17 protein-coding genes are annotated in these 24,898 nt (G+C 45.3%); 5 read left to right on the forward strand and 12 right to left on the reverse strand.

The features are described from left to right. The first annotated feature begins 184 nt into the window (after positions 1-184). Complete coding sequence (locus GWO68_RS07440; protein WP_162345796.1) at positions 185-1,333, forward strand: helix-turn-helix domain-containing protein; 1,149 nt, start codon at positions 185-187, stop codon at positions 1,331-1,333. An 81-nt stretch (positions 1,334-1,414) separates the two neighbouring features. Next, positions 1,415-2,572, forward strand: a complete 1,158-nt coding sequence (locus GWO68_RS07445) for an acyltransferase family protein (RefSeq protein ID WP_162345797.1) — start codon at positions 1,415-1,417, stop codon at positions 2,570-2,572. A gap of 143 nt (positions 2,573-2,715) precedes the next feature. Here GWO68_RS07445 and GWO68_RS07450 read toward each other — a convergent pair whose 3' ends face one another. The 11 genes from GWO68_RS07450 to GWO68_RS07505 form a co-directional block, all read right to left on the reverse strand. Beyond that, the gene (locus tag GWO68_RS07450) at positions 2,716-3,096 is read right to left on the reverse strand and encodes a DUF4260 domain-containing protein (RefSeq protein ID WP_317164498.1); all 381 of its coding nucleotides are present in this window, start codon (positions 3,094-3,096) and stop codon (positions 2,716-2,718) included. A 9-nt stretch (positions 3,097-3,105) separates the two neighbouring features. Then, entirely contained in the window at positions 3,106-3,666 is a 561-nt protein-coding gene (locus GWO68_RS07455; protein ID WP_162345798.1) for a hypothetical protein, read from the reverse strand. A 272-nt stretch (positions 3,667-3,938) separates the two neighbouring features. Next, positions 3,939-4,700: a LytR/AlgR family response regulator transcription factor gene (locus GWO68_RS07460; protein ID WP_162345799.1), complete on the reverse strand. Its 762-nt coding sequence runs from the start codon at positions 4,698-4,700 to the stop codon at positions 3,939-3,941. An 81-nt stretch (positions 4,701-4,781) separates the two neighbouring features. Then, on the reverse strand, positions 4,782-5,600 hold the full coding sequence (locus tag GWO68_RS07465; protein ID WP_235941981.1) for a sensor histidine kinase: 819 nt from the start codon (positions 5,598-5,600) through the stop codon (positions 4,782-4,784). A 372-nt stretch (positions 5,601-5,972) separates the two neighbouring features. Next, positions 5,973-6,767, reverse strand: a complete 795-nt coding sequence (locus GWO68_RS07470) for a DUF4249 domain-containing protein (RefSeq protein ID WP_162345801.1) — start codon at positions 6,765-6,767, stop codon at positions 5,973-5,975. Positions 6,768-6,778: 11 nt separating this feature from the next. Then, positions 6,779-9,112 carry a TonB-dependent receptor gene (locus GWO68_RS07475; protein WP_162345802.1) on the reverse strand — a complete coding sequence of 778 codons (2,334 nt, stop codon included), beginning with the start codon at positions 9,110-9,112 and terminating at the stop codon, positions 6,779-6,781. A gap of 661 nt (positions 9,113-9,773) precedes the next feature. Beyond that, positions 9,774-11,909: a copper-translocating P-type ATPase gene (locus GWO68_RS07480; protein WP_202923697.1), complete on the reverse strand. Its 2,136-nt coding sequence runs from the start codon at positions 11,907-11,909 to the stop codon at positions 9,774-9,776. A gap of 125 nt (positions 11,910-12,034) precedes the next feature. Further along, on the reverse strand, positions 12,035-15,520 hold the full coding sequence (locus GWO68_RS07485) for a class I SAM-dependent DNA methyltransferase (RefSeq protein ID WP_162345803.1): 3,486 nt from the start codon (positions 15,518-15,520) through the stop codon (positions 12,035-12,037). 178 nt (positions 15,521-15,698) lie between these two features. Beyond that, positions 15,699-16,565, reverse strand: coding sequence for a DUF5694 domain-containing protein (locus GWO68_RS07490; protein WP_162345804.1), 867 nt, complete (start codon positions 16,563-16,565; stop codon positions 15,699-15,701). A gap of 193 nt (positions 16,566-16,758) precedes the next feature. Further along, complete coding sequence (locus GWO68_RS07495; protein WP_162345805.1) at positions 16,759-17,952, reverse strand: beta-alanine-activating enzyme beta-propeller domain-containing protein; 1,194 nt, start codon at positions 17,950-17,952, stop codon at positions 16,759-16,761. 266 nt (positions 17,953-18,218) lie between these two features. Then, positions 18,219-19,517 (reverse strand): hypothetical protein, encoded by a 1,299-nt coding sequence (locus tag GWO68_RS07505; RefSeq protein ID WP_162345806.1) that lies wholly within the window; start codon positions 19,515-19,517, stop codon positions 18,219-18,221. 311 nt (positions 19,518-19,828) lie between these two features. Between GWO68_RS07505 and GWO68_RS07510 the strand changes: the two genes are divergently transcribed. Together GWO68_RS07510 and GWO68_RS07515 are read left to right on the forward strand one after the other, a co-directional pair. Further along, positions 19,829-20,401, forward strand: coding sequence for a helix-turn-helix domain-containing protein (locus tag GWO68_RS07510; protein WP_162345807.1), 573 nt, complete (start codon positions 19,829-19,831; stop codon positions 20,399-20,401). A gap of 173 nt (positions 20,402-20,574) precedes the next feature. Further along, positions 20,575-21,177 (forward strand): short chain dehydrogenase, encoded by a 603-nt coding sequence (locus GWO68_RS07515; RefSeq protein WP_162345808.1) that lies wholly within the window; start codon positions 20,575-20,577, stop codon positions 21,175-21,177. A 71-nt stretch (positions 21,178-21,248) separates the two neighbouring features. On the opposite strand, the gene GWO68_RS07520 is transcribed toward GWO68_RS07515, so the two are convergent. Beyond that, positions 21,249-23,120 (reverse strand): hypothetical protein, encoded by a 1,872-nt coding sequence (locus GWO68_RS07520; RefSeq protein WP_162345809.1) that lies wholly within the window; start codon positions 23,118-23,120, stop codon positions 21,249-21,251. 521 nt (positions 23,121-23,641) lie between these two features. On the opposite strand from GWO68_RS07520, the gene GWO68_RS07525 reads away from it, so the two are divergent. Further along, positions 23,642-24,880 carry a hypothetical protein gene (locus GWO68_RS07525; protein WP_162345810.1) on the forward strand — a complete coding sequence of 413 codons (1,239 nt, stop codon included), beginning with the start codon at positions 23,642-23,644 and terminating at the stop codon, positions 24,878-24,880. The last annotated feature ends 18 nt before the right edge of the window (positions 24,881-24,898 follow it).

The following is a 24,898-nucleotide window of genomic DNA, read 5'->3' on the forward strand; positions in this document are numbered from 1 at the left end:
TCCATGGAGAAGTAACTACAGTACAGAGTTCCACTCTGATTATTTAATTCAAGGATGCATCAAATAATTAACACTTCTAAGGCTTATGTCATTTAAATCAAACAAGCAAATACTTCAAGTTTTCCTGCCTTATAAATAAGGCACAAAACATTATATTTGATGCGTACATCACAGACTATGAAATATGAACAAAGAGCAGTTTCTGCACCAGGATTTATTTGCTGTTGTCATGCTGTTTGGCATTATCCAAAGTGTTCTGCTTATCTACCTTTTCACCTTTAAAAATAAAGCCCCGTTTTTCCTGAAGCTTCTGGGCTTGTTGGTGCTTTCTCTCACCCTTATTACTGTCGAAATATTCCTGAGCTATAGCGGCTATATTGTATATGCTATTCATTTGGTTGATTTCAGCGAGCCGCTCAATTTCGTGCTAGGCCCACTTATCTATTTTTTTGTATTTTGTGCCTGTTACCCTAAACCATTCAATAAAAAATATTACCTGCACTTTATACCCTTTGTTCTGTACCTGGCTTATTGTGTTCCATTCTATCTTCAACCGGAGTCTGTTAAACTGGATGCTTTTCTATCGGCCTACCAGCCGGTTTTAGCAAATCCTGAACTGGAAGAAACATCAAATCTTGACCCACTCTTTTTAAAGCGGTTTGTTAATGAATTATGCCTGATGCACATAAGTATATATCTGGCACTCAGCCTTTGGTTGCTTAAACTGGAAACCAAAAGTCTGAATCAGTATACTAAGAAGCTGGTGCGGGCTGTTGTGTGGGGGATGAGCGCTTTATTGATCCTTACCCTTCTTGTTAAGTTTAGCTTTAGAGCAGACCTGGGGGATTATATCATTGCTGTTAGTTTTGCAGTTTCTGCCTTCGCTCTGAATGGAATACTACTACAAAGCTCCCAACTGTTGTCAGAAAAAGGAATTGTAGCCGAGCAAAAGGTTCCTGAGCCAAAGTATAGCAAGTCTGGCTTAAGCGAAGCACAGAAAGATGAGATCCTGCACCAGCTGAACGGGCTTATAGGAAAGGAGAAGTTTTATGCTGACCCAAACATCAGCCTGCAAGGTTTGGCTGCACGAATACATACACATCCTAATTATTTGTCGCAGGTAATAAATGAGCGATTGGGTAAAAGCTTTTTTGATTTTATTGCGCAGTTAAGGGTAGAAGAAGCCATCAGGTTATTGAAAAGTTCTTCGCATCAGAACACTCCTATTGAAGTGATTGCAGAAGAGGTAGGCTATAGTTCCAAATCTGCCTTTTACAACGCTTTCAAGAAAATAACGGGTAAAACACCTGCTCAGCAGCGTTCTTCCTTATAAGAAAGGACTACTTCCTTTCATATCAGGTTTACCTTCCGCTATTTGTTGCCCTAAGTTTACCGAAAAAATAACGGTAAATTTATGGAACAGACACAAACAATGTATCGCCGGTACGACCTTGATTGGTTAAGACTTCTCGCTTTCATGCTCCTGATCTTATACCATGCAGGTATGATCTTTGTCAGTTGGGGATGGCACATACAGCACCCCGAAAGCAGCAAGTTTTTTGAGTGGGCAATGATGCTGGTTAACCAGTGGCGGATGCCCCTGATCTTCTTTATAGGTGGAGCTGTGATTTGGTACTCGCTCCACAAGCGAAGCAGTGGTGAGTTTGTGAAGGAGCGCCTGGTTCGTATTCTGATACCATTGCTGTTTGGTATGTTGGTAGTAGTTGTGCCGCAAGCTTATTATGAGCAGGTTCAGAAGGGTGGGTACGCCCAAAGCTTCTGGGACTTTTATACATCAGCCTATTTTTTTGAATTCTTTACCTGGAACCACCTGTGGTACCTGGTATATGTACTTTTTTACTCCTTAGTATGCCTGCCCCTGTTTAAGCGCTGGATCAAAAAGGGGCAACCTAAGTGGATTGATCGTTTGATCTCAAATTCTTCTGGTATAGTATTACTTGCTTTACCTATCATTGTAAGTGAAGTGCTACTCAGAAAAGCTTTCCCTTCTTATCAGAATTTTATTACAGATCTTGCAAATCATGCCTTTTACTTACCTGTTTTTATCTACGGGTTCCTGATCGCTACAAATGCAAAGGCCATGGCTGCTATCAAGAAAGCGAAATGGAGCTACTTGTTCTTTGGGGTTGCGCTATACACGGTGCTTTATACTTTCTATTGGGTACCAGAAACTGAGCCTGCAACTATACTTGGGTACGCTGCATACCAGGCCCTGCAAAGCTTAAACACATGGTTGTGGTTACTCATAGTGTATGGCTTTGGCAGCACTTACCTGACTTTCTCTAACAAGTTTTTAAAGTATGGCAGTCAGGCAGTGTATCCGTATTATATCCTGCATCAGACCATTATCATTATCATCGGGTATTATATTATACAACTTCCAATCGGCATAGGATGGCAGTTTTTGTTGATCAGTAGCGGTACTTTCCTGATTTGCAGTATCCTATATCACTTCATCCGGCAGTTCTGGTTAGGCAGGCTCTTGTTTGGCCTTAGAGCAGATGTTAAAAGGAAAGGAAAAGCAGCAGTTAGTACAGTAGCCGCTGTGTGATAGTACCAGTACAATAAAAAGGAGCCTAATGATCTCTAGGCTCCTTTTTATTGTACTAATCAGTAATTCATACTTAGCTTGTTGATCAAAAGCTTTCAATGCTGAGACTGGCAGCCTGCGCGAATAATTACTAATAGTTTTGGCTACCCTTTTTGTAGCTCCTGTTTTGCTTCGGGACCTATCCATCCTATATGAGTGTGTTTAAAGCTGTCCGTGAACTTTAAGCCATAGCCTAAGGCTCTATCCATGGCACTATGCCCAAAAAGCAAGAGACCTGCAAACTGTAGCGTCTCATGGCCAAGATAGAATCCGGAAATGCCAACTGCAATGGCAATGCCCTGGTGGTGTAGCAGGTTATAGGTAAAAGCACCAACTCTTGAGCTAACCAGGTATCCGACCATTCCTATATCTGGAACAAGTAGTAGTGCAAAGTATAGCCACCAGTCATACCCTAAGTATAAGCTACCCAAATAGGAGAGTACAAGCTTAGCCAGGTCTTCTGATTTTAGTAGTAGTTTCATCATTAGCATAAGTTAAAATCGGTAACCAACATGTACAGTAGGGAAGACTCCGAACTTGTCTTGCTTAAATTCATTGCCTTCAAACTTTATTTTATCTATATGAATGTTATAATCCAGGCTTACCCAAGGCGTAATGTATAGTCCTTTAGGAGTTCCATCTTCATCTTTTTGGAAAAAGAAGCGATAACCAATGTGTGTGCCTACACCTATAGTTTTGCCTGTCTCTTCAACCCCACTTTCTTTATGGGTTGCTTCATTAAAAGTATAGCCTGCTCCAAGGCCAGTGTAAAATCCAGTTGTTCCCTGCAGCAGGTAGCTTGCTTTCAAACCGAAGCCTTGCGTCATTAAATTAAACCCTTTGTTCCCATGGAAGCTTTCCGGCTGCTGTACACCAAAAACGCCAACATCCAGGCGTACCCTGTCGGGCTGGTATATTACATGGGCGGAGTAGCCTTTCAGGAAAAAGGCGATTGGATCAACTTCAACTTCCCAGGCCTGGGTTGGCTTCTCTGTCTGAGCTTGTGCAGCAGTGAACAGAAGGAGTGTAAGAGCAGTAATGAGTAGCTTTTTCATGTTTTATTTTGTGTGTCGTGATTGATTCGCGCTTAACTTACCAGTACAGGAACAGCTTTAGATGACTAAGGCTAGTGCTAATCCTATAAGTAGTACAAATATCTGCCAACCAATCAGATGTGGGAAATTATCTTTCCCGAACACTTAAAATAAAAGGATGAGCTTTGGAAATAGGAGACTGAAGACTTTAGAGCAAAGTAGAGTGAACTACAAACTATAAAAAGCAGGCGACTTATTAAGACTGATGTGTTATAGTTCAATAATAGCATAGGCTAAGCATCAAGCCATTCTTTGAATGCAGTATACTTTTCTATACTTACAAAAGCATCTTTGGTAGTAGCAGGGCGCAGCTCTACTTTAAGTCGGGTAGGGGAATACTTATGTATAGTGTCGATTGATTCCAGATGAATGATGAACTGCCGGCTTATTCTAAAGAAGTATTTCGGGTCGAGAATATTAAATAGCTTTTCTAATGTATAATCTACAGGCAGGCGTTGTCCTTCCTTTGTTACCAGGAATGTCAGTTTTTCTTCAGAGTAAAAATAAGCAACATCAGCTATATCTATAGTTCTGATTTTACTGCCCTGTGTTATTAGAAAGCGAGATTTATAAGCTGGTTCTTTGGGCAGCGCAGAATGTAGCAGTTCCTTAATAAAACCTGAGTTTATACCTGAAGTAGTTCTTAGCTTTTTGAACTTAGCAATACTGGCCTGTAGCTCTTCCGGATTTATTGGTTTTAGCAGATAATCGATGCTGTTCACTTTAAACGCCTTGATCATGTAGTCGTCGTAGGCAGTAGTAAAAACTACCGGTGTAAAACACTCCACCTGATCAAAGATTGCAAAGCTTTGCCCATCGTCCAAGTGAATGTCCATAAAAAGCAGGTCAGGTTGAGGATGGGTGCTTAGCCACTTTACACTCTCTTTTACAGACGGTAAAACAGCTTCTACTGTAATGCTGTCGTCACATTTAATCAGCAGACTTTCCAGCCTTTTGGCAGCGAGTGACTCATCTTCAATGATTGCTACTTTCATGAGCTTAAAAATAAGGAGAACCAGAACAGTATCAACCCCTGAAACAGGAGAAGCCTTTACATTTTTACAGCTCTTTGCAGGCTAGGTCAGTAACGGAACCCTCGCCTGATACAGGCTGTCAGACAGCTGGAAAGTTACTTTTTTTGGTGTAAAATAACTATATTGGTTTGTAATATTTTTTAATCCAACACCTGTAGAAGCAAACTCCTGCTTCCTTAACTGTACATTATTCTGCACCACCAGGTAATCGTCATCTTCCGCTCTTATGTCTACTACCAGCGGGCTGCTTTTAGATAGCTCATTGTGTTTAACAGCGTTTTCAATCAGCAGTTGTAAGGTTAGGGGTGGGATGTAAAGGTTCAGCTTTTCTGCAGGAATGGATATATTTACCTGTAGCTTATCTTCAAATCGAATCTTAAGCAGAAAAATGAAAGCGTTTATAAAATCAATCTCTGTTTTTAGCGGTACTAACTCCTGATCACGCTGCTCCAGCACGTAACGGTAAGCTTTTGCAAGCCGATCAATAAACTTTTCCGATAAATCTGCATCGACATGCACCAACGATGATAATACATTAAGACTGTTGAACAGAAAGTGGGGATTAACCTGGTTTTTTAAGCCTTCGTATTGCGCCTGTGCAATTTCTTTTTGAAGTATCTCTGCGTTAACAGCTGCTTTATGGTAACTTTTAAGTGCATTCAAGCCTGTAAGAGCTGAGAAATAAACTCCCGAGAATAACAGGTTTATGACTGCGTTTAATCGTAATTCAACTTCAAAGTCTATCTTACCTATGGGCTCCATCTGAAGTATAAATACAAAGGGCACGATACCTATCAGAAAAACTAACAGCAGGCTAAACAACTGGAATACAAGCAGCCCAACAATATACTTTAGGTACAAGGCTTTTAAAAAGGACAGATACTTTTCCTGTTGTATTATAAGTAAGCGGTATCCTTCATATAAAAGCAAGAAATAAACAAAGGCGTAAGTTAGATCAAATACAAGGTGGCTTACCGGGTAAAACAAGGAGCCATAAATAACAAATGCCAAAGCACTTGTATACAATACAGAAAGTAAGACAGCTGAAACGAGTTTTAATTTTACAGTTTCCTTATTACTTTTCTCTCTGATTAAGCTAGCTAGCTTCATACATTCATGTTTGTTCAGGTTGACTCTGAATAAAAGGTAAAGCTCTTCTTGAAAGCTTTAAGATCAAACCCTACTGTTCATAGGTGGAGCAGGGTTAGATCTGATGGCAAGTTGATGATTTGCTTATTGTGCTTCTGCTTCTATGATTGAAACTGCAGAAGCTCCAAAGTAGCCTATAGCCCCGTTACTAATGTTGGAAGGAGCATTGGCAGGTGTACCTTCAAAAGGGCCACCAGAAGAATTTTGCTGGTTTAGAAGAGCAAACCAGAAGTCGTAAGCTGGCTTGTCGATACCATACACTTCAACTCTTAATCTGTCTCCTTTTTGTACAGCAAACTGCATATTGGCATGGCCATAATTACCGTCATAAAGCTCATCATTCAGCACAGCCAACTCATCGGGCTCTAATACTCCATTAATATAAACATTCCAGCGGTAGTTATTGCCTTTACCTGCCGGGTCTCCGAAATGGACGATAGGGTAATAACCTTCATCTTCCATATGTCCTGCAGCTTTGTATTCGAATGTTAATGAATCAAGCGGAGAGACAGCAGGCATATAGCTCTGAGCAGTGTATTCTTTGCCGTTAACCACAGCTTTAAAATAATAGGTGTAGCCAGGGATACCCTGCAACGTGTTTGTCTGGTACAGACCCTCGCCGGCCGCTTTCAGTGTGTCTGTATGGCCATGATTGTCGGATATAATGACCAATGCACCGTTAACGCCTGTTGTACGTCCTTCATCCAGGTACCCCTTGGTATTGGATAAGCGCACCTTATACGGGCCCGGCTGATCTGTTAACAAACCTTCCACTACTAATCTGCTCTCAGCTGTGTCCAGTTCGTAATCAATCACTTCTTCGCAGCTGGTAAAGGCCAGCATAAGCATAGCCAGCAAGTATAAAAGTATCTTTTTCATTTTGCGTCTGATTAAAAATTGAAGTTATAGGTAAGAGATGGCACAATACCGAACAGGTACGTTTTTACAGCTTCTGTTTTGCTGCTGTCATCTTCGTTCTCGCGGAAGTAGATAGAGAAAGCGTTTTTGCGTGCATATGCATTGTAGATACTCAGCGTCCAGGAACTGGTGTATTTCTTAAACTCATTCCTCGGCTTCTCATAGGTAGCGGAAAGGTCTAAGCGGTGGTAATCTGGCAGGCGGTAACCGTTACGCTCAGAGTAAACAGGGTAAGTTTTGCCATTATACTCGTAACGGCCGACCGGCATGGTAATAGCCCCACCTGTAGCGTAAGTCCAGTTAGTTCCCAGGTTTATACTTGGGCTAAACTGATAGCTAAGCACCAGGTTTCCGGAGTGGCGGCGGTCATAGCGCAGCGGGTAAGACTTGTTATTATTAATTCCTGGTACTGTGCGTTCTGTTTTAGATAAAGTATAGCTTATCCAGCCAGTCAGTAACCCCTTCTGCTTGCGCAGGTAAAATTCAGCTCCATAGGCTTCGCCGCTGCCCCGTAGTAACTCTGTCTCCAGGCGCTCGTTCAGGAATATCTCTGCGTAATCCTTATAGTCGATCTGGTTGTCCATCCACTTGTAGTATACTTCCACAGAGCCTTCAAACATGTTATCCTGAAAGTTGCGGAAGTAGCCGGCTGCTACCTGATCAGCCTTCTGTGGTTTTACATACGTGCTGCTTGGTATCCATACATCAAATGGCATTGCGGATGTAGAATTTGACACCAGGTGCAGGTATTGCAGTGTTCGGTTGTAAGATGCCTTAATAGAGCTTGCATCATTCAGTTCATACTTGGCTGCAAAGCGTGGCTCCAACCCACCATAGCTTTTTATCTTCTCAAATCGGCTATAGGTTACAGTATCTACCGGCGTATCAAAGTTTTCATCGTACAGGTACACTTTGCCCGGTCCCATGTTCGTAAAGCTGGATAACCTTAAGCCATAATCAAGGGTTAACCGGTCCGTGATCTGGTGCTCATTGCTCAGGTATAGCGCTCCCTCCAGCGCACTCGTAGAATTTAGTTTAAGCGCGTTAACATAAGAGAATTTGCCCGGCTTAACTTCAGCAGGCATAAAGTTATGGTAAGTCAGGTGCAGGCCAAACCGCAGCTGGTTCCTTGGATTTAGAAAAAGAGTGTAGTCATTCTTTAATCCATAATCTTTGATGTGTGACTTCCAGGTAAATTCAGATTCTTTTTCTTTTGAGCCAAGAGCATAGTCAAAGTCGGAGAAGATAAAGGTGGTGTTGGAGAAAAGTCTGTCACTAAACAGGTGGTTCCAACGCACAGTGGCAGTGGCATTACCCCAGTTCATCTTAAAGTCGTTGGTGGCTGCTACATCGCGTCCAAAGTAACCTGACACATATAGGCGGTTCTTTTCGTTTAAAGTATAGTTGAGCTTGGTGTTCAGGTCGTAGAAGTACAGTTTGTTATCTTTTACATTCTCATCGCTGCTCAATCCAAAGAAGATGTCGGCATACGTGCGGCGGCCTGATACTATAAAGGAACTTTTGTCTTTGATAATGGGTGCTTCAACTGTCAGGCGGCTGGAGATAGTACCTATACCACCCGATATTTCCAAGTTTTTATTGTTCCCCTCTTTCATGCGGATGTCCAGAAGGGAAGAAAGCCTGCCGCCATGTTGGGCTGGAATTCCCCCTTTGTAGAGCTGCACGTCTTTAATAGCATCGGCATTAAATACTGAGAAAAAGCCCATCAGGTGCGAGGCATTATACACAGGTGCTTCATCCAAAAGAATTAAGTTTTGGTCCACACCGCCGCCACGCACATAAAAGCCCGATGTGCCTTCGCCGGCATTCTGCACACCTGGCAGTAGCTGTATGGCTTTTACCAGATCTACTTCACCCAGCAGGGCAGGCATGTTTTTTATTTCGGCCACCTGCATCTTCAGGGTGCTCATCTCCATGCTTTTCACGTTGGTGTCTTCCCTACGCGATACAACTTCCACTTCTTTCAACTTAGTCACATTTTGCTCCAATTCTGTGTCAAGTTTCGTGCTGCTCTGTAGGTGCACTTGTCTGGAGATAGTTATATACCCAAGATAATTGAAGGTAAGGGTGTAGGTGCCTTTAGGTAGGGTAAGAGCGTAGTAGCCGTACTCGTTGGTAGTAACGCCAGTACCCGGTAGCTCTTGCACGCTAACCGAAGAGCCGATTAATCCTTCGCCAGTGGCTTTATCTTTTACATAACCGCTGACGGTTACTTTCTCCTGTGCTACTGCCACAGATGTCGATAGGCAAAGCAGTAGCACTAGTAAGCTCAATAATTGTTTCATGGTTTTATTTTGTAATATATATAGGAACAATGGGATAAGCGACACAAAGGTATTTTGCTACTGGAAGTAAGACTTTATAAAATTTCCGGAAAGTTTTATAGTTTTAATAACCTCATGTCATACTTTTAGTGCCACTCTCTAAATCATAAGCAAAATTATGGTGGTATTGGTACTGCTTAAAATGAACTTTTCCGAACACCGTATTTTGTTGTATGAAAGCTGATAAATAGGGTATGAACTGATAAATAATTGTGAGTTCACACTTTAGTTGGTTAATTATACAAGTGCCGATTCTATGATGGGTACTGTGGAAAGATCTCTTCAACTTGACTGAGAAGGGCTGAAACTAATTGATTCAGGTTTCATACTGCTTCTGCGTTTCCAGCTTCAAAAGCTTGTTTCTGATGCAGCATAAGCTAGAACCTGAGCAGTTCAAAGTATACCAACTTATCACTGGAACCCGAAATTGATCCAGGTTAACCTGCTCAGACTAACGGCGATCTTGGAAGAGATCTACTACAGGCTTACCGGATGAAATAGAAGTGAAGAAAAGCATTGCACGCCCAACACAAGAGCTAAAGGAGTAGACACAAAAGGCATTTTGCTTTTCGCGAGTTACGAAATGAACTCTTTTGTACAATAATAGGGTATAATGTTTCAGCTAATATAGTTGCTTTATCTGCCTGCGCAACAGCTGCGCATTGATAGCTACAATCACGGTGCTCAGGCTCATAAGTGCAGCACCAATGGCCGGAGAAACCATGATTCCCTGCTGATACAGTACGCCAGCAGCCAATGGAAGTGCTATGATGTTGTAGCCTGTCGCCCAGATCAGGTTTTGGATCATTTTCCGGTAAGTAGCTTTGCCGAACATGATAAGCGAGGCAATGTCCTGCGGGTTGCTGTTTACCAAAATGATGTCAGCTGTCTCGGCGGCTACGTCGGTGCCAGAACCTACCGCAATGCCTACATCAGCCTGTGCCAGGGCAGGAGCATCGTTAACACCGTCTCCGGTCATGGCCACAAACTCTCCCTGGGCCTGCAGCTCTTTTATCTTCTCCTGTTTCTGGTGTGGCAGCACATTGGCCAGGTAACCATCCATACCCAGTTTATCGCTCACGTTTTTGGCTACGCGCTCATTATCACCGGTCAGGAGCAGGTTCTTAATGCCGTTCTCCTTTAATACTTTTATAGCGCCTGCAGACTCCGGTCGTATCTGGTCGCGCATGGTAATGTAGCCGGCAACCTGCTGGTCCACCAGCACATAAACCACCGTTTCTACACCTTCTTCGGCCTTGCTATCCGGCACTTGTATGCCATACTCTTTAATATAGTTTGGTCCGACCACTTTAACATCGCTGCCTTCCACAGTGCCTTCCAGTCCTTTGCCAGGCAAGTAATTAAAGTTTTCTGAAGCAGGTACGGCAATTCCATCCGCTTTTACTTTACGCAGAATACCCTGCGAGATGTAGTGTTCGGAATTCTGTTCCACACCCGAAGCCAGGCGTAGCAGTTCCTGCTCAGGGAAACGCTGGTCGAAGGAAACAACCTGTTCCACTTCATGAGAGCCTTGCGTCAGGGTGCCTGTTTTATCGAAGATGATGGTCGTGATCAGGCGGGAATTCTCAAAGGCAGTTCGGTTGCGTATCAGAAGCCCGTTATTGGCAGAAACAGCTGTGGAGATAGCTACTACCAGCGGAATGGCCAGGCCTAGTGCGTGCGGGCAGGAAATCACCATCACCGTTACCATCCGCTCCAGGGCAAAGTCCAGTTCAGCGCCCACCAACAACCAGACGGCAAAGGTGCCAAAGCCGGCGACCAGTGCCACGTAGGTGAGCCATTTAGCTGCTTTATCGGCCAGGCGCTGCGTGTCTGATTTTGTTTTCTGTGCTTCCTGCACCAGGTTGATCACTTTGTTCAGATAGCTGTCTTTGCCGGTGCTAACCACACGCACCTGCAGCGAACCGTTCCCGTTGATGGCTCCGCCGATTACGTTATCATCTTTCCTTTTCTGCACCGGTTTGCTCTCGCCGGTCAGCATGCTCTCATTCAGGTAACTATCACCCTGTACCACCACCCCGTCAGCAGGAACTTTCTCTCCGGGCTTTACCAGGATCAGGTCACCTTGCTGCAGGTCTTCAACTTTTAGGGTTATAGTCTCTCCGTTTCTGATCACCTGCGCTTCGGATGGCATCATGCTTACCAGCAGTTCCAGGGCTTTGGATGCACCCAGCACCGATTTCATTTCGATCCAGTGCCCCAGTAGCATGATCACGATCAGGGTGGCCAGTTCCCAGAAAAAGTCCATGCCTTCGAGCCCGAACGCAACGGCGGTGCTATACACATAGGCCACGGAAATGGCAACACCTATCAGCGTCATCATGCCCGGTGCACCTTTCTTTACTTCTTCCACTAAACCTGTCAGGAAAGGCCAGCCACCGTAAAAATAGATGATACTGGAAAGTGCAAAAGCGATGTACATGCCATAGGGCACATCCAGCGAAAAGCCAAGAATGTGCTGCACCATCGGGCTTAGCACGATCACCGGAACCGACAGCACCAGCGATACCCAGAAACGCTTCTTAAAATCTTCAATCATCATGCGGTGATGGTCATGCCCGGCTTCACCGTGTGCCGCGTGTCCCTGGTGTGGTGGGTGATGGCGCGTGTCGCTGTGCATGGCATCGCTATGGCCATGCAGGGTTTTTTCTTGCAGGCGCTCTTCTATTTTTTCTGCCTTGTTTACAGACTGTTCTTTGTGGCTGTGATGTTCGTGGTGTCCGTGATCTTTATTCATAGCTTTTCAGTTTTATGAACCTGTATCTGGTAACCTAAACTCGAATATAGCATGTACGGGTATTTTCCCCACATCGCTCAACATACTACCAGACCGCTATGCTGATTTCCCTGAGTCAGGATGTCTTATTTAACATACTGATCCTTTTCCGTCTTTCTCAATAGGCCTAACCCATGAAGCGTTTGCAGCAGGCTGTCTATTTGTTGCAGGCGCTGCGGCTGTTGTGGTTTGGCTACGGGCTTAAACTGGTGCAGCAGATCGGCTGCGGTGGCCGGACGCTCGTGTAGCTGCAGGGCACGTTGTACGGCCTGTGCCTGCTCCGAGAGCGTTTTTGGCCAGGCCAGTACTTCCTTAGCAGTGGCTTTCACAGCTTTGGATTTGGTTTCTATGCCCATATCGGTTTGCTGGGTGCCTTGCGGGTTCTGGTACTCTGGCCGGAGCCAGCGGATGTGGCCGCGTGCTTCTTCGGCGGCGCGTTCTTTGTTAAGGGCAACCAGGCGTTCGAGTATCTCTTCTTCGGGCAAGTTGGCGGGCCAGCCATAGGCGGCGGCTACGGCGGCATCTAATTCGGTGTGCAGCTGCAACAGTATACTTACCAGCCCTTGTTCATGGGTTTTCTGCTCTTTGGCGTTCAGTGCTTCGCCCGACCGAAGTTTCTCGAGTACGTTATACATGTCGGTGATGGTGAGCGTGGGGTGCTGCGCCTGCCGCTGCTTGCGGTGCGCGTCCAGATGCTCTGCTATACTTCGGATCTGCTCCTGCTGCGCTTCGGTGGCGGCAGGGAAGGGGAAGGGATCGAAGCAACGGGATTTATTATAAATAGGGTCATTACCTGCTCCCATACGACCTCCAGCATTAAGAGCCCAAGTAACGTGTATTTTGCTACTTAAAACTCCTAAATTATATGCATCAGCAAATGCTATAGCTATAACCGCATCATCTGGAAGTATATTTGCATCTAAAAATCTGAAGAATCTATGTTTAGATGTTTGAACAGTACCAATATATCTTGGAAGTCCATTTAAAGCTTTCCTTATTTCTGATCTTGTTTTTCCAAACAACCACCAAAGTTTAGCATATCCAGCACCATCTTTGGAATGAGATTTGGCATCCCTTTGTGGCTTCACTCTATTATAAACCCATTGATATACTTCGGGAAATCTTTCTCTTACTTCTTCAGCAGTTAGGCCATACAAATCTATTACTTTCACTCTACGAGGAGTACTTGTAATATCTTTTCCATTTAGATAATCTCTGATATGATTTTCTAAACCATCATATTTCCCTAATCCTAAATTTATCGCTTCTTCAGGAGTAACTATAAATCCTGATCCAATTAGCTGTACTCCACGACTTGCCAATCCATCATTTGACAAAAGTGGTAATGCTGACAATGTATCAGCACCAACTGTTAAATCAGCCTGAACTTTACCTTTCTTTTCGTTAAACGAGACTTCAATCTCGACATCTCCTTTAGCTTTCTCACTTGAGACAAAATCAATACGGCCATCTAAAATACCTTTACCCGCTACAGTCATTGCAATCCTAACAGCAGCTCCATCTGCACTATCTACCCAAGGATGATTTGGTATAGCATACAAAAGAGAAAGGGGATTATTTGATTCTATGAAGCTTTGTAAAACTCTTCTATTAAATATCTGCTTTAAGCTGTTTGTAGTAATAAAACCTAACCTTTCGGCTTTACCACTGGATACTAATTCACCAGCTTTATGCCACCAGTACATTACAAAATCTGTACTGTCAGAAATATCTTTAGTGTAAGCTTTTCTAAGTGCTTCAGTATAACCATCTCCCAAAGCATCGCGCATATATTTTGCCCCAATAAACGGTGGGTTGCCTACTATAAAATCGGCTTCGGGCCAGGTGGCGGGTTTGGGGTCGAGGTAATCGTAAACTATAGTTCGGGCGGTTTCGTCGGGCACTTCCTGTCCGGTAACCGGGTGCGGCTTGGTGCTATGGCCATCCCAGCGGGTAACGGGCTGGCCGCCAGCGTCGAGGCGCGGTTTGCGGTCGGAGTAGCTCAGCACCGCGTCCTGCTGCTTTATGTTGCCGTACTCGCGCAAAATAGGGTTGCTCAGGCGGGTGGCCGTGCCGTGCGCCCGGAAGTGCCATTGCAAATACCCGATCCAGAGCACCACGTCGGCAATGGCCGCGGCGCGTGGGTTTACCTCCAGGCCCAGCAGCTGCGCCGGCGTTACGGTAAAGCCGCCCGTCATGTCCAGGGTCCGCTGCCCCGGGAAATGCTCCAGGTACTCGTTCACTTCGCCTTCCAGCCTTTTCAGGTGCTCCAGGGTTACGTACAAAAAGTTGCCGCTTCCGCAGGCCGGGTCCAGCACGCGCACCGAGCACAAGCGCCTATGAAACGCTTCTATTTCTTTGCGGGCTCCGGCTTCGTCGCCGCTATCCTCAAGTATAGCCGAGGCGGTGCGGGCTGCTTCCCACTCTTCGCGCAGCGGCTCAATAACGGTTGGCATTACCAGGCGCTCCACGTAGGCGCGGGGCGTGTAGTGGGCACCCAGCTTGTGGCGCTCGCGCGGCTGCAAGGCCCGCTCCAGCAAGGTACCGAAAATGGCAGGCTCCACATCGGCCCAATCGGCTTCGGCGGCCAGTATCAGCAGGTCTAATTGGGCTTCGGTAATGGGCAGCGCTTCGGGGTCTTTAAACAAATAGCCGTTAAACTGCGGTATGTTGGTGCGCAGGGCCGGGTCAAAGCCGCCACGATCCATACTTTGCCACAGCGCCTTCAGGGCATCAGGGAAGTAGGTGATATTCTGGCGGTAATCCTGCAGCAGTTTGGTAAACGATTTTTCGGGCAACAGCTGCACGTCTTCGGCAAACATGGTAAACAAACAGCGCATCAAAAAGCCCGATACCTGCTCCGGGGTATAACCGGTCTGCTCCAGCGATGCCGCCAGTTTTGCCAGTCGCTCGGCCAGTTGCCTTGTTACACGGGCAGCACGTCGGCTCGGGTCCAGCTCCAGCGGATCGGTAAAGAGCAAACGCAGGCGCTCACGCACTTCTGGCTGGGTAAGTTCTTCTAGGGTAATTCTATAATTTTGCGGGTCCGGGAAGGGCACATAGGTCTTTCCCTGCCGCGCAAAATCCGCATACAAATCAATGCAATACCCCACATCCACCACCGCCAGGAACGGCGGCCAGCCTTCAGTAGTCGGCAGCGAGCGGGCATAGCGCAGGGCCTGTTCCTTGGCCTTTTTCATTTCGCGGTCCCAGGTGCGGGTGTCGCGGGTGGCAGTACCTGTTTTGGTTTTGATGCGTTCTGCGCCCAGTAGTTCGGCTTCGGTTATAGTTGCCTTGTCAGCGCCCTGCTTGGCTTCCAGCACAAAGCAGTCTTTCTTGTAAAGGTCTATAAAGTTGGTACTCGTCTTACCTTCGCCATCATCAAACACCACGGGCCGCTCAAAAGTATAAGTCGCTTCGTGTACCTTGTCGGTGGCCGGTTGCGGCTTCTCCACGCCCAGCAGCTCGCACAGCTCCGTTAAAAACAGCTGGTAGTTAGCTCGTTCCGATGCGCCGGATGCTTTCCAGCGGGCGATGAAGTTTTCTATAGTTGGGGTAGTGGCGTGGGGCATGGTTTGCTTTCCTGTTAGGCTATCGTTTATAGTTGCAGTATATTAAAATTTAACGATATTTACGTACTCTTTTTGAGGTTAGTACCGTAGGTTAATATAAAAGCCGCATCCAAAACAGGATGCGGCTTTTGCTTTTGCAGGGCTATAGTTCCAACTTTTTAGCCCTAGGTTGGCAGTGCTACTTCAGCAACTTATAGGCATGTGCTAACTTGTGTGTAGGCGAGCTTTCTACGGCCTGCTGTATAGTTGCCACATGGGCTGCACCATAAATCACCAGTATGCGATCGTCCGGGCTTTCAGTAATACGCTGTATGTTGCGGAAGATGCGCAGGTTACGGTTAAACCAGGTGGCACTGTACCAGTCAACGCCCATGTAATCGTGGGTCTGTTCTTCATAACGGAATGCTTCCCTAAAATAGTTGGCATGCCGTTCGCGGATTCTTTCCGGCTGGTTTTCATACTGTAACATTTTGTATACCGTGTTTGGTAATTTGCCAGATAGTTTGGCTACAGAGTCGCGGGCGATGGTGGTTTTGCGCAGGTACTTCCAGAAGTTGGCATGGCGGGCTGCAGCTTCTTCACTTATCTCCAGAGGTTTACCGCCAGGCTTTTGGTAGCTATCCAGATTGCCCCAGGCATTAATGCAGTACACACGCTTATGACCGAGTAGCTTCGCCAGCCTGAAACCTAACTGGTATACTTCATCTACACCAAGCTCGTAGCGGCCATCTAGGTACGCCTGGTACAGCGAGTCTATTCGGGGTTGTTCTTCGGGCATTATTTCTACAGCAATCTTGGTGGGCTTAAACTTAGCCATCTGTTTGGTGATCTTCTGTATGTCGCGCTGGCCTTCTTCTGAGAGCACATCCAGCTGGTTTTTTTTCTCGGTTACAATAATGTCTTTGTTGCGGTAGGTAAAATGGAAAGTGCCCAGCAGCATTACCTGTGCCTGCTCATTTTTACCTTCCGAAGTTTTGACCTGCGCCTTAACAGGACTGATGCTGAAACCTGCTAACAGGGCTAAGGAGAGTAATATCTTTTTCATAGTGGTAGGTTGGTTTTTGTTTAGAGATGAAAATAATTAGGTGTCGGTTGCCTGTAGTTATTGTTTGCGCTGTAACTATAAGTTTATCAAAAGTTTATTTCTGACTATAGTTGTATGTGGCAAAGTACGTGTAGAGGAGTTGCCGGCTCAATGGATAAACCGTTACTTGTGTTGGACAATTGTGCAGGAAATTCTAGTTCTTAAGTTTTACAGCATAGAGGTACCCGTCTGAGCTCCCGAAGTAGATGGTTTGCCCGTCGATGGCTGGCTTCGATAGTATAGAGCCCAGTTGGTGGATCTTGCTTTCTGATTGCTTCACCTCCTCCATTGTTTTGCCATAGAGCACAAAGTCTTTCCTGAACTCATCTTTTTCGTCGTACACTTCCGAGGAGTTTATCCTGCTGCTTTCCGTCTGAAACTCCCACTTCACCTCGCCGCTAGCGTGGTCAACGCCATAGAGTTTTCCGTTGAAGCAGCCGAAGTAAATAAGGTTTTCATGTGCCACTGCCGCTCCGTACACACGCATGTTAAGCGGTAATTTCCACTTCATCTGCCCATCCGTTTTGCTTAAGCAGTAGAAGGCATGGGTGTCGGAGGTGCCTACGTAGAGGTTATCCTTGTAGAGCAGGGGAGTGGCGATGATCCAGCTGCCGCGCTCCTTCATGTTCCATTTCCCTCTACCGGTTTTAACATCCAGGGCATAAATGTTGTAGTCCCGGCTGCCAAAGTATACCACGCCATCTTGCACAAGCGCAGCTTCCTGTATTTCTCCTTTCGGAAAGTGAGTATCGCCGACTGTCCGGAACTGCCACAGTAGCTTGCCGCTCTCTGCATCCAGCGAGTAGAAGTGGCCATCGAAGCTGCCGAAGTACACCTTACCATCCTGAACAGCTGGGGAGGCATGAATGGTGTCTCCGGTCTTAAATTTCCACTTCAGCTTGCCCGTTGCACTATCCAATGCATAGAGGTGGCTGTCCCCGCTTCCCCAGTAAACGGTGTTGTGCTCTACGCTTGGAGAAGACAAGTAATAATCCCACAGGTCATAAGCTTTTTCACCTTCGGATTTAAAGACCCACATCAGTTTTCCGTTCGCTTTGTTCAGGGCATATAGGTTACCGTCAGCGCTGCCGATGTATACCAGGCTACCCTGCACAACAGGAGAGGAATATACGGCGCCACCGGTTTTGAACTTCCATACTTCTTTGCCGCTAAATTTATTCAGCGCATAAAATGTGTGATCACCGCTTCCTGTAAATAGCAACTCTCCATCTACTAAAGGGGAGGAGTACACTCTGCCTTTGGTTTCAAATTTCCATATAACATTCTCCTGGCCGTGCACCAGCAGTTGTGTAAGAAAGAGTAGTAGTGTTAGTATTAACCTGATCATAGTTTTACTTTTTGTGTTGTAGGAATTAAGTAGCCAATAATACACTTTTATCTCAAGCAGCTACAGCAGAGCATTTTACTTTAACCTAAGATAACAGTGCCGTCTCAACTGCCTGTGTGGCATGTATGGTGGATGTATCGAAGAGCACCACATCCCTGTCCTTTGGCCTGACAAGAAGCGGAACCTCGGTACAGCCCAGGATCACGCCTTCGGCATCATTGGCTATCAGATTGTCTTGTTAGGTTTTATGTATAGGTGATGATGTGTTACTTCTTTTTTGAAAGTATGTAGTTGCCACTGCTGCTGTTCATAGTCAGCGTGTAAGACTCGTTCAGTTCAAGAGTCCAGCCGTCTCCTGAGATTTTATTTCCGTTAAGTTCTGTCGGCAATGTGAGGGAGATCTTTTTCCAGTCCGGGCTCATCAGGGCACCATTTTCTACTGTCAGGATACCCCAGTTGTCGGTGACACGGATGGTAGGATAAACGGTGCCTTTGTCTTCTAAGGGCATCATGTTACGGGGGTCGAAGGAGACATTCATCTTCTCAAAGTATAGCTCCACGTGCGGCTGCTCCACAAATTTGCTTTTGTACTCGGCTACAAGTTTTCTTTTCTCTACTGCCCGTTTTGTTTCTTCTGCCATTATTTGCCTGCCGTTATAGTCCGCTGCTATTCGTTCGGCTTCATGCCTCAGATCTTGTGGTACCTCTATTTCGAAAGCATCTATAAAATAGCTGGTGAGATCAGTGTCGGGGGAGATTTTCTTGTTCCAGTACTTGTTGCGGCTGCTAAGCAAATAACCGTAAACTGGGATGGTGTGGTAGGCAAAGGAGCGCACAAACGTCGGGTTTTGCTGAAAGGAATTGATGCTGTTCTCAAAATGCACAACCGCCTGCTTTCTGCTTCTTTCGCTGATCACAAAACCCGTATACTCTGCCAGTCCCTCGTTAAGCTCCAGCAGGTTTTCTGTGGAGTCAGCATCCGGGTAAAGCTGGTGGCGATACTTTCGGAAGGTAAAGGCATGGGTGAGGTATTGCTTTCGCTCCCGATCGGGTGATGCCTGTAGTGCCTTTTTGAGTGCTTCCAGCTCCAGCCGTAAATAGATTCGCCCGTTCTTCTCATCCAGGTGGTTGTTGGCCGCGTTATGGAGCGCAAAGCCCAAGGACGGCTGCGTTTTATGGAACAGCTCATGAGCTAGTAAATTGATCCGCTCGTGTTTATCCTGAGGCAGTGGAAGCAGGAGCATGGCCCAGTGTTTACCGCCCCAATGCAGGGCCGTGTTGGCTACGTTTACTTGGGGTGGCAGGTAACCTGTAAACCGGTCTGCGCTGCCGGTTAAAATTCCTGCTGTGTCGGCTTCGTTCGCTACTATTTTTCTGGTCTGTGGGTCCACGATCAGGATGGAAGTATATAGGTCCATGTTCCAGAGCTGCCTGTGCTTTTTTGTGGCGGTCTCTATCTCCTTAAAATAAGTTGTAAAGCTGATGGTGTCTGGTTTTGCGGATTGGGTGCGCCCTGTATTTGCAAGTTGCAGCAGCAGGAGCAACAGTAGGTAGGACTTTTTCATAGTGGTAGGTTGGTTTAGGTTTAGAGATGTACACCCTAAGGTGCCGGTTGCCTCAGCAGGTAAGCTGCATGAGAGATTTTTATTAATTGTCTGAGACTCAAAAAGTATTTTTTGTGCTACTCCTGTTGTACAGGCACAAAGATCGCTTGTTAGTGCTCCGGACTCAATAGACAAACAGGTACTTCTCTTGCACAAATGTACAGCTCTCTGCGGCGTGTTTTTAGCAAAACAGAAAATCTGTAAATCAAACAGAAGATGATGTAATAGTTGGCCGCCGAAGACCTGCTATGTTTGCTGTACAAAGTATAACTATGGAACCTACCAAAATCTATATCAAAAATATGGTGTGCGACCGCTGCAAACGGGTAGTGGAAGAAGAGCTGACTAAGCTTGGCTACACGGTGCAGCAGGTAGAACTAGGCGAAGCTGAACTGGCAGACAACACTATAAACCTGGAAGAAATACGACAGCTGCTGGCCAAAAATGGTTTTGAGTTGCTGGATGACCGAAAGACCCGACTGATAGAGCAAATAAAACTGGCCGTGATAGAGCTGATACACCAGCAAGGCGAAGCAGGCATGCACTTGAATACATCGGATTACCTGGCGAAGAAACTGGGTATAGATTACCACACACTCAGCACCTTGTTCTCGGCTACTGAAGGTGTAACGATAGAGAAATACGTGATCCTGCAGCGCATCGAAAAGGTAAAGGAACTACTGGTATACGGGGAGCTGAGCCTAAAAGAGATTGCCTACGAATTGGGCTATAGTAGTGTAGCGCATTTATCTAACCAGTTTAAGAAAGTAACCGGCCTTACTGCCAGCCATTTTAAAGAGATAAAGACCCACAAGCGCAAGACAATAGATAAGGTAATAGACTGATTAACTATAGTTGGAAGGAGCGAAGCCGGTAACCTACTTGTGTTACCGGCTTCATGTTTATAGCTGGTGCGCTTGTGCCTTTCAAATTATGCAACACGAAGCTATAGTTGTGTAACAGGTGTGGTTGCGTAAGCTACGTCCTTTGCAGGTATTAACTATATTATACCAAAACTATGAAGATCATTTTAGTAGGAGCCACCGGCACCATTGGCCGCGACTTGCAGCAGGCACTGGCCACCAAGCACGACCTGATAACAGCCAGCCGCCACAACGCAGATACAAAACTGGACATCACGCAGCCCGACAGCATCTGGGAAATGTTTGAGACTGTAGGTAAGTTTGATGCGCTGGTTTCGGCAACAGGGCATGGCGTGTTTGCCAGCTTACCCGACCTGCGCACCGACGACTTTTACGAAGGCATTAAAAGCAAACTGATGGGGCAGATAAACCTGGTACTGATAGGCCAGCACTACATTAACCCCGGCGGCTCCTTTACCTTAACATCCGGCATTCTGGCTGACGAACCCATACGCGGCGGTACTTCGCTGAGCATGATCAACAGTGCCCTGCACGGCTTTACCATGGCCGCCGCCACTGAGCTGGAAAACGGCGCGCGCTTGAACACCGTAAGTCCAGGCCTGGTAGAAGGCTCTGTTGCCACTATAGGTGCCAGCTTTCCCGGCCACAACCCTGTACCCATGCATCGGGTGGTAAATGCTTACATCAAAAGTTTAGAAAGTGCGCTGACGGGGCAGGTACTGAAAGTGTATAGTTAAACTATAGTTGGTGAGAAAAGAAAACCGCCACGCAGGGTTTGGGCTGTGTGGCGGAGTAATTTACAGTAGTATTATGCATCATGTTTAATAACTACTTTGGCTCCGTAATTTTTGATTTCGACAATTTTATAGTGTGAATGCTTCTTATTAAGAATTTTAATTAATTTATCATTTATGTCCCTTCTTGCATCTCTAAAGGGTGTTCTTGTGTTTTTAGATTCATGAAGCTCTAAAAGCATCTTAGACGAATTAAACTTCAAAACTAATGAATCTATATCTGTGACTTTTCTTTTGTCAGGAGACTTGGAGTAATCATAAATTGTTATTCTAGATATGCATGCTATAACCGTTCCATCAAAACTTCTATTGACTGATTTTAGTAGTTGTTTGAGTTCATGAATTCGGTCGCCATCTGATGTTAAGGAAATTGCTTTATTTACTTCATCAGTTAGTAAATCTGTGCCATTTTTAAGTTTTATTCCAAAGAAGTTGTAGTCTTTCGAAGTATGATGATCAATGTCAAAGTAATAATTTTCTTTAACATGGTACTTTAAAACAGCCCACAAGATTTCTTTAAATGTTGGTATATTCTTTTCTTTAACGAGCTCCCATGGCTCATTAGAAATACTCTCGATGAGGGAATCTCTAAGCGTTTCCTCATCCTGTGCCTCTAGACTAATTTTTTTTATCCCTTCATCTATACCTTTTATAATAGGTAGCTTTTGAGATATGTAATTACTATAAGTTCCTACGATTTGTTTATCTAATATGTGGTTGATATTAGATAAAAATTTTGGTAATAATTTTCCTTTAAATTGTTCTTTTACCATGTAAAAATCCATTACTCTTTTAGAAGTAAATGGATTATAGTCAAGGGATGCTTCTACATAATTATTGATTTCTCTTTTTACTGTTAAACAATTTCTTAGTGCTTCCCCAGAATGTTTTTCGTCAACATTATCGATATGTAGTTCTGCTCTAAGAAAGTGTATAAGATTACACTCCTCTGGGTTAGCCAAGCCTACTGATAGTGCTTTTTCAATACAAAGATTATAATCATCATTGAGTGTTGCTAAAGCATTTATTTCATAAGCTCGTTGGTGTGTTTGACTTTTAATGTTAAGATAAAGTGTATCGTAGAGTAAAGATAATATTGGGTTGAAAATCTGGCTAGCTTTTGTTTGCTGGTACCTATGTTCATAGAAATCAAAAGACAGTACAGTAGAAAGTATATCAATATTTATGGGTAAAGATGAATTTCTTGAATCAAGCGCAATGATTGCCAAGTCTCTAATATTGTTATGAATAAGCTTTAACTGCTCTACTTGAATCTGATTAGCAATTGTGCATGTTAGTGAAGAATCAAGTAACAGCAGCTTGTAAACTGAAATAATTTCTTTTTGAATATCAGTTCTTCTCGCCAAACATCTGTATATTCTTCTAATTGATAAAATGTGATGAAACTTAATGTAATCAAAGTTATCTATAATCTCTTTTGCCCATTCTTTCAATTCAATATCTTTTATAGAGCTCAAGAGATAGGACCTAAAGCTTTTTTGTTGAACTGCCTTGAGTAAGAGTGCTTTTTCATCTCCAACTGTGTTTTTACAGTGTCCAAAATTTGAGAGCAGAAACCACGCTTTAATAACATCATTTCCAAAATAGCTCTCGCCATTAATCTTGATATTACCTTGAGCACTAGTTGTCCCCTTGAAATTATTGTCAGCTAATTCTGAAATGACACATTGGAGTATTAGATATTCATAACGTGAGTGATTTACGCCTTTAAATGCTCTAGCTATTAGTCCTAAATGTGGAATTGTTTTTTGTCTTTCAATCTCATTCTCTTTTTCATAAATGCCATACATTTTAGAAGCAAGATTAACAAAGTTAACATAGACCTTTCCTAGAATGGGTATATCTTCTTCAACCCTTTTTTCCATTATATAGATTTAGACTGGTATTATAGTAGTATAAGAAATTTATAGAATTTAAAGATATATTAAAAAATGTAGTTATTATTGATTAAGGAGTTGTAAATCCAACTGGGTTTCATCAAACCATACAACACTCACCCAAAATTCTGTAACAGCGCTGCCCACCACACACGCTACCTTTGGCATGTTCAACAATCATAAAACTACAGGAACATGAAAGAGCCACAATTCAAAATCACTATCAACAGAAATTCCGATAAACTATAGCTGACTTAAACACTTTGCTCCGGTTTGCAGAATTGTGCAGCAAAACTGCCGCTTTGTGCATTGAGCCATAGCTGGCAACTATAGACCTTTGCACCGCTGCAAAAAAGGCCGTTCCTTTCGCACAGCGCTACTGGTAAGCTTCCGGAACGAAGGAGTACTGCCAGTAAAATAACAGTCATCCAGAACTATAAACCTTAAACTATAGCTGCCCCTGAAAAGGCGGCCAGCTACCTTATTGTCTAAATTTTACAGATAGAACTATGAAAAAAGTAGTACACACCCTTTTAAGTGCAGCTGCCATCAGCTTGCTGCTAACCCAACAGGCAAACGCCCAGATAGACCTGAGCTTTCCGGCCTCTCCCAAACCGGATACGACGCAGGCGGGCAAGCCCTACTTCAGATCGAGTATAAACGGGATCATCACGGCATCGGGCTTTGTGCAGGACGGCACGTTTGGCATGGGCGACGGCGCCATTACCATGTGGGCAAACCCGAAACAACCTACCCAGGACGAGTACCAGTTCGGTGGCGACCTGCGCAAGACCTGGCTCATCTTTAAAGGTACTGCCTACAACCTGCCGCACGGCATCACGGCCACCGGTCGTGCCGAACTAGACTTTTTAGGGGGAACGGCAGGCGCAGGTGGCTTTGCCGATGAGAACCTGCTGCCACGTGTACGCCTTGCCTACGTGGAAGTGCAGAAAGGGCAAACCCGTGTGCGCCTGGGCCAGAACTGGACGCCGATGGTGGCGCATTTTCCTAATTCCGTGACACACTTTGCAATGGGTTATGGCTCGGCAGGTGGCATCGGTTTCCGTAATCCCGGCCTGTTTTTGTACCAGGGCCTGAGCAGTCCGGATGCTGCTACCAAAGTGCGCCTGGATGTGGCTGTGTTCCGCGGCTCCTGGACCGGCCCGAAAGCAGAAGCCGACGGTCGTGATGAAGGCGAAATTGGCGTGCCGCAGACAGAACTTGGCCTGAACATCAGTAACCAAACCAAACCGCTGAATTGGGAAGTAAACATAGCCGGCCACTACGACCGCAAACGCCTGGTGCAGGGCGATACACGGAGCAACCTGGCAGGCAAAGCCGTGCAGGCTGGTACCAGGCTAACCTATGGCGGCGCAACGTTGCAGGGCAATGCCTATTGGGGCCGCGCCATCGGCCAGAGTTGGGGCCAGTTGCTGCAGTTCGGCGACATAGAAGGCTACGGCGCCTGGGGGCAGGCAGGGTACAGATTTGGTAAGCACCTTAGTGCCTGGGTAATATATGGGCAGGATAACCCAAATGATACCGATGTGCTGGCAGCTGTACACGGCAATGCCCGCCTGAAGAACGAGATCATTGTGCCGATGCTCCGCTATGATGTAGGGCCGCTGGGTATAGCCCTGGAGTGGTACCGCGCCAACACAGAATGGCGACTGCTGGAGAACGGACAGGAAATCTACAAAACCACATCGGCTAACCAACTGGCGCTGGGCGCACAGTTTGTATTCTAACCCTGCAAAATTCTGAAG

Source organism: Pontibacter fetidus (assembly GCF_010119545.1).
Taxonomy (GTDB): Bacteria; Bacteroidota; Bacteroidia; order Cytophagales; family Hymenobacteraceae; genus Pontibacter; species Pontibacter fetidus.

Bases quoted from the DNA above. Each gene is read 5' to 3' on its own strand.
- GWO68_RS07475 (WP_162345802.1), bottom strand. From the start codon at position 9,112: ATGAAACAATTATTGAGCTTACTAGTGCTACTGCTTTGCCTATCGACA.
- GWO68_RS07470 (WP_162345801.1), bottom strand. From the start codon at position 6,767: ATGAAAAAGATACTTTTATACTTGCTGGCTATGCTTATGCTGGCCTTT.
- GWO68_RS07525 (WP_162345810.1), top strand. From the start codon at position 23,642: ATGAAAAAAGTAGTACACACCCTTTTAAGTGCAGCTGCCATCAGCTTG.
- GWO68_RS07445 (WP_162345797.1), top strand. From the start codon at position 1,415: ATGGAACAGACACAAACAATGTATCGCCGGTACGACCTTGATTGGTTA.
- GWO68_RS07485 (WP_162345803.1), bottom strand. From the start codon at position 15,520: ATGCCCCACGCCACTACCCCAACTATAGAAAACTTCATCGCCCGCTGG.
- GWO68_RS07440 (WP_162345796.1), top strand. From the start codon at position 185: ATGAACAAAGAGCAGTTTCTGCACCAGGATTTATTTGCTGTTGTCATG.
- GWO68_RS07520 (WP_162345809.1), bottom strand. From the start codon at position 23,120: ATGGAAAAAAGGGTTGAAGAAGATATACCCATTCTAGGAAAGGTCTAT.
- GWO68_RS07490 (WP_162345804.1), bottom strand. From the start codon at position 16,565: ATGAAAAAGATATTACTCTCCTTAGCCCTGTTAGCAGGTTTCAGCATC.
- GWO68_RS07510 (WP_162345807.1), top strand. From the start codon at position 19,829: ATGGAACCTACCAAAATCTATATCAAAAATATGGTGTGCGACCGCTGC.
- GWO68_RS07480 (WP_202923697.1), bottom strand. From the start codon at position 11,909: ATGAATAAAGATCACGGACACCACGAACATCACAGCCACAAAGAACAG.
- GWO68_RS07450 (WP_317164498.1), bottom strand. From the start codon at position 3,096: ATGATGAAACTACTACTAAAATCAGAAGACCTGGCTAAGCTTGTACTC.
- GWO68_RS07460 (WP_162345799.1), bottom strand. From the start codon at position 4,700: ATGAAAGTAGCAATCATTGAAGATGAGTCACTCGCTGCCAAAAGGCTG.
- GWO68_RS07455 (WP_162345798.1), bottom strand. From the start codon at position 3,666: ATGAAAAAGCTACTCATTACTGCTCTTACACTCCTTCTGTTCACTGCT.
- GWO68_RS07505 (WP_162345806.1), bottom strand. From the start codon at position 19,517: ATGAAAAAGTCCTACCTACTGTTGCTCCTGCTGCTGCAACTTGCAAAT.
- GWO68_RS07495 (WP_162345805.1), bottom strand. From the start codon at position 17,952: ATGATCAGGTTAATACTAACACTACTACTCTTTCTTACACAACTGCTG.
- GWO68_RS07515 (WP_162345808.1), top strand. From the start codon at position 20,575: ATGAAGATCATTTTAGTAGGAGCCACCGGCACCATTGGCCGCGACTTG.